Origin of the sequence: Empedobacter sp. GD03865 (assembly GCF_029840775.1) — a bacterium.
In the GTDB taxonomy this organism is placed as follows: Bacteria; Bacteroidota; Bacteroidia; order Flavobacteriales; family Weeksellaceae; genus Empedobacter; species Empedobacter falsenii_B.
The window spans coordinates 22,494-28,653 of the sequence record NZ_JAOCDF010000042.1 but is presented as its reverse complement, the minus strand read 5'-3'; the positions used below and the strand labels follow the sequence as shown (position 1 = coordinate 28,653).

Here is a 6,160-nt window from a genome sequence, read left to right as displayed (position 1 = left end):
TTACCAAAGCAACAAAAAGTAAAAGGATTTTTTTTTAATAAATGATATTAACATAAAACGCTCAAGAAAATCTTGAGCGTTCAATATAATAATGATGTTTATATTTTTTAATTATTAATTACACCAGAGCCTAAAAGTTCGTCTTCAACATACCAAGCACAGAATTGACCTTCTGTAATTGCAGATTGAGGGTTTTCAAATTCAACATACATTCCGTTTTCAGCTTTGTGTAAAATTGCTCTTTGCAAAGGTTGGCGGTAACGAATACGCGCCATCACTTCCATTGTTTCGTCGGTTTTCAAAGTTAAATCTTCGCGAACCCAATGTACTTCCTCTTCTTTTATAAACAATGCTTTCTTCAATAAACCTGAATGATCAGCGCCTTGACCTGTGTAAATAACATTAGTCTCTACATCTGTATCAATAATAAACAAAGGTTCTACTTTTCCTCCAACTCCCAATCCTTTTCGTTGACCGCGAGTGAAATAATGTGCGCCTTGATGTTTACCTACAATATCTCCGTCTTCTTGTTTGTATGAGAAACCTTTTGCTTCGAAATCTAATGCTTCATATTTATTTGCAAAAGTTGGAATTTCTCTTTTATATCCGTTCCAATATTTGGCTATTTCTACAATTACACCTTCTTTTGGTTTTAATTGTTGTTGCAAAAATTCAGGTAAACTAACTTTTCCAATAAAACATAAACCTTGCGAATCTTTCTTATTCGCTGTAACCAAGCCTTGCTCTTGCGCAATTCTTCTTACTTCTGGTTTTTCTATATCTCCAATTGGGAATAATGCTTTGCTTAATTGATCTTGCGACAATTGACACAAGAAATACGATTGATCTTTATTGTTATCGTTACCTTTTAACAATTGAAAAATCTCTTTTCCATTTTCATCAATTGTAGAAGTTTTTCGTGCATAATGCCCTGTTGCTACATAATCTGCACCAAGTTCTAAAGCTGTTTTCAAAAACAAATCGAACTTAATTTCTCGGTTACATAACACATCAGGATTTGGTGTTCTTCCTTGCTCGTATTCATTGAACATATAATCTACAATACGTTCTTTGTACGAATCAGACATATCAATTACCTGAAAAGGAATATCTAATTTTTTAGCTACCAACAAAGCGTCTGCACTATCTTCTATCCATGGGCATTCATCTTCCAACGTTACCGATGCATCGTTCCAATTACGCATAAATAATCCGATCACATCATAGCCTTGCTCTTTTAGCAAATAGGCTGTAACACTTGAATCTACTCCTCCAGAAAGTCCTACGACAACTCTTTTCATCTTAAAAAATTTCAGTCTACAAAGTTATAAAATAATATTCGACGAATGAATATCATACATCAATCTATTTTTTGAATGATTTTGGCTGAAAAAATAAGATAAAAATAAGCGTACAAATTCCAGTTAAAAATGGATAATATAAGTTAGATAACACATCAACCGAAGAAACCTTTGTTGCACTTGAAATTGTATTTGCAGCTGCAACCGCTGCCAAAACTTGCGCACCATAAGGTAAGATTCCTTGTACAAAACACGAAACCGTATCCAAAATACTTGCCACACGTTTTCCCTCTAAATCATGATGATCAGAAATATCTTTTGCAATTTTACCACAAATCAAAATTGTAATCGTGTTATTTGCCAAACAAGCATTCGCCAAAGCTGTAAGCGACGCAATACTCATCTCAGCCTGACGTTTTGTTTTAATATTTTTGGTTAGATGATAAATGATAAAATCTAATCCACCATTCAAACGAATAATTCCAACAATTCCACCAATAATTAAACAAATAATACTCAACTCAAACATTCCTTTAAAACCTTCATTAATAGAAGAAACTAAGTCTAGTAAAGGAACACCAGAATAGAACAAACCAATTCCAAGAAACGAAAGAATTCCTACAATTAAAGCCCAAATCACATTAATTCCAGAGATTGCTAGTCCAAAAACTAATAGATAAGGTAAGATTAAAATCAAGTCAAAATCTAACTGTTTTCCTTGGAAATTGGTTGTGTCAAAATGTTGAGAAAGTGAAAAATATATAATCGTCGAAACAATAGCTGCTGGAACTACTATTCGAAAATTAGTTTTAAATTTAGATTTCATGCTCACTTCTTGCGTACGTGTTGCAGCAATTGTTGTATCAGAAATAAATGATAAATTATCGCCAAACATCGCTCCACCAACCACTGCACCTAACAAAATTGGCATAGAACCTGGGATCATTTTATCCATTTGCACTGCAATCGGAGCAACAGTTACAATTGTTCCAACCGATGTTCCCAAAGCCGTCGCAATAAAACAAGACAACAAAAAGAAACCTGCTACAATAAAGGAAGAAGGAAGATAATTCAAAAATAAATTCACTGTTGATTCTACAGCACCAATTGTAGATCCTAAACTTCCAAACGCTCCAGCGAGAAGAAAAATTAAAATCATCAACATAATTGTTTCTTCACCCGCATTCTTACAAAAAGCCTCGGCTTTCGTATGAAATGAAACCTTAGGGAATTGAACAAATGCAATTACTAATGCTAACATGAAAACAACCAATGCTGGAACAGAATAAAAATCGTTCAGATAAATAGATGCCGAAAAATAGACAAGTATGAAAATGATTAAAGGCAATAAAGCCCAAAAATTTCCTTTTTTTATGATCATATTACTAAAAATTCAGAAAAATATTCTGCAAATATCTATCGAAATTTTAAAACATGAAAATCAAATATTTATTGATTTATAAGTTTTTAGGACAGTAGAATAAAAAAAGGAACATCTTTCGAAAGATATTCCTTCATTTAGAAAAATTTTCTAAAAACTGTATTTTTATTTCGCAATTAATTTATTTGTTTGTGTAATTGCGCGCTCATTTTTTTCTTCAATCCAAGTTTTACCTTTTATTTTTCGCATCACATTATCGTATGTACGCATCAAAAATATGTTATAAATCGCTTCGGACAAATTTTTTGGTTTATGTGCCAACGAACGCAAACTCATCGAAAAACCTGGCGTCAAATATTTCATATAATGCCACCAACCTTCTGGCATATAAAGCATTTCTCCGTGTTTTAAGTCTGCTACCATCGGATTTATATTTTTCAACGCTGGCCATTTATCAAAATCAGGATTATCAAAATCAATATCTTCTCTACAAATTACCGAATGTGGAATTTTGTACATGTATTTCGAATCCTTTGGCGGAACAATAATACAACGTTTTTTTCCTGCAAAATGGAAATGCAAAATATTCGCTAAATCGATATCATAATGCATAAAAACATTCGATCCTTCACCTCCAAAAAATAACATTGGCATCGATTTGAAAAGATTCAAACCCAAATCTGGCATTTTATAATCTTGTTGCAATTGCGGAACTTGACTCATCAAATTGTACAAAAATATACGCAAATCTGTCGGCTCACTTTGCAGCAAATCCACATATTCAGACATTTTCATCTTTGCTACTGGTTCATTTACTTTCTTCGTATAATCAACCGGATCATTATTGTATAAAGGGACAACCTTGTTGCCTGCAACTTGTTTTATATACTCAAAATTCCACTTTTCGTACGCAGGCCAATCCTCTGTAATTCGCTCTACTACAACTGGTTTTTGAGGTTTAACGTAATATTTCTGAAAATCTTTTGCAGAAATACTTTCTACTCTTTCAACTTCTGTGAAATTAAAATTCATCTTTTATGTAAAATAAAGTGCAAATTTACTTAACTTTTTTGTTAAATCTGAAAGAAGCAATTATTAAACCAATCTTTTTTAAATATGATTTAATAATTATTTCTGATTTGATGATTTATTTAATATACATTGAACTTTACTATAACTGATGATAGAAAACACATCAATTCTTTCATTATCTTTACATTGAATTTTTAAAATCGATTCGTTGAACACAAAAAATCTATTTTTTTCCATTTTTTTTATTCTACTGAATACATTTTGTTGTGCACAGCAAATTTTTCCGTATTTGGAACTTCAAAATGAAGAAGATTTTGAAAAAATAGAAGCAATTTCTCTCGAAAATGACTATAATTTTCATCATTTATTGGGTAATTTGAGTCATAATTTTACTTTTCAGAACAATTCTTCGGAAGATATTTCGGCTAAATTTATTTATCCTTATCAAGCTTCTCAAAATGTGTACGAATTAAAAGCTTTTGTAAATGATAAAGTTTTCGAAATTCAATCCAAATCGATTGTAGATATTCGAAAAGAGTTAAAAAATATTGATGCTTCAACTATTTTTAAAAATCAACAAAACAATCAAGTTTTACAATTAGATTTAGGAAAAATTCCTGCACATGCTACACTAAAAATTAAGCTAAAAGTTTCGAAAATTGTTGAAGAAAATAATTTGAATTATCAAGTTTCGTTTTTAGAATTTATCGTGAAACGAACAGAATCTTTTACCCAAATTCATCGTTGGAACAATCAATTGAATGGTTTTCCGAAAAACATAAATTCAGATATTCATCTTTCGGGAAATTTTCCGATTTCAAAAATTGTTTCTGATTTAAAATTTTCAAAGGAAGATGATCGAAATTATGTTTCAAAAAATTCCGATAAAAAGATTCCAACTCTTCAATATGCTTATACAAAAAATGAACTACAAACCGGAATTGAAACGTTTACTGAAAATGGTTGCGATTATTTTTTAGGAACAATTGAACCTGCAAATAATCCTTCTAAATATAATGCTCCACGAGAATTTTTGTTCGTTTTGGATGCTTCTGGTTCTATGATGAATCAACCAATTGAAACTTCCAAAAAATTGATGAATCAACTTCTTCCAAATCTAAACGAAACAGATAAATTTAATGTGTTGGTTTATTCTACGAAAAATGAATTAATTTTTAATTCTTCTCAATTTCCAACGAAAGAAAACATCAATTTAGCTTTAGAAAAAATTAATTCTTTGAGTGGAACTGGCGAAAAATTATTGGATGAAGCAATAGAGCAAATTCAGAAAAATCCTTTTGATAAAAATTATAAACGAATCATTGCAATTATTTCTGATGGAGCGATAAATTTGAATGAAACGGTTTACAATTCACTCCGAAATTATGCAAAAGACACACAATTTATAACATTAGGAATTGGAAAAGAATTGGATTATCATGCGATGAATTTTATTAGTTTGGCAACAGGAACGCTTCCGATTACGGTCAATGAACCAAGAGAATTGAATCAGAAAATAACACAATTTCAGCAAGCTGTTTTGAATTCTTCTATTTATCATCTTAAAGTTCAATCATCCCAAATCAACCTCAACGAAACGCTTCCGAAGAATTTCAATACGTATTTAGCTCAAAATTCTGTCAATTTTGTTTCACGCGATTGTAATCGTCGTTATCCAAAAAAAATAGAAATTATTGGTAATCAATCGAACCAAAATTTCACTCAAAATTTTGAAATCAAACAACCAAATCCAAGTGAATTTACCGAAGCAATTAAGTTTTATTGGGCAAAACAAAAAATTGATTATCTCTTAAAAGATGAGGAACGTTGCGGTGAAATGTGCAAAAAAGATGGACGATATCGAAAAGAAATTGAGAAAATTGGAACTGAATTTAACATTTCAACTCCTTATAATTTATTGATTCAGAAAGGAAATATAGAAAATTACAACAATGATTATGATTCAGATGGCGATGGCGTTATGGATATCGAAGATGAATGTCCGTATATAAAGGGAAATCGTTTTGGGAGCGGTTGTCCAGAAAGCAATTTGAGTGATAAAAAGATTGGAAATTATGTTCAAGATTATTCAAATTATTTGATGGAAACAGTCGAATTTGATTTTGATAAAGCTGAAATCAGAGCGATTGATTATGCAAAATTGAATGAAGTTGTTGAAATTATGAAACGAAATCCGTCGCATCATTTTATCATCGAAGGTCACACAGACGCAGTTGGAACTGAATCTTACAATTTCGATTTATCACAACAAAGAGCAAATGCTGTATTGAATTATTTGGTAGAAAAAGGTCTGAATAAAAATCGATTTTCAATTTCTGCCAAAGGTTTTTCGGATTTGAAACACAAAGAATGTAATCCTGCCGAAAATTGTATTGATTGGAAAAATTTTGAGAATAGACGAGTTAGATTTAAGATAAAATAATTA

The 6,160-nt window shown here is 31.0% G+C and carries 4 protein-coding genes; 1 reads left to right on the top strand and 3 read right to left on the bottom strand.

Annotated features, from left to right (window positions below; all coding sequences use genetic code 11):
* Positions 1–107: 107 nt before the first annotated feature.
* The 3 genes from mnmA to N5D46_RS13475 all read right to left on the bottom strand — a co-directional run bounded on the left by mnmA (position 108) and on the right by N5D46_RS13475 (position 3,714).
* Positions 108–1,301, bottom strand: a complete 1,194-nt coding sequence (mnmA, locus tag N5D46_RS13485) for a tRNA 2-thiouridine(34) synthase MnmA (protein ID WP_280050295.1) — start codon at positions 1,299–1,301, stop codon at positions 108–110.
* Positions 1,302–1,365: 64 nt separating this feature from the next.
* Positions 1,366–2,682 (bottom strand): Na+/H+ antiporter NhaC family protein, encoded by a 1,317-nt coding sequence (locus N5D46_RS13480; RefSeq protein WP_125350159.1) that lies wholly within the window; start codon positions 2,680–2,682, stop codon positions 1,366–1,368.
* Between the two features lie 165 nt (positions 2,683–2,847).
* On the bottom strand, positions 2,848–3,714 hold the full coding sequence (locus N5D46_RS13475) for a cupin-like domain-containing protein (protein ID WP_125350158.1): 867 nt from the start codon (positions 3,712–3,714) through the stop codon (positions 2,848–2,850).
* Between the two features lie 289 nt (positions 3,715–4,003).
* Between N5D46_RS13475 and N5D46_RS13470 the strand changes: the two genes are divergently transcribed.
* Complete coding sequence (locus tag N5D46_RS13470; RefSeq protein WP_280050294.1) at positions 4,004–6,157, top strand: OmpA family protein; 2,154 nt, start codon at positions 4,004–4,006, stop codon at positions 6,155–6,157.
* Positions 6,158–6,160 lie beyond the last annotated feature (3 nt).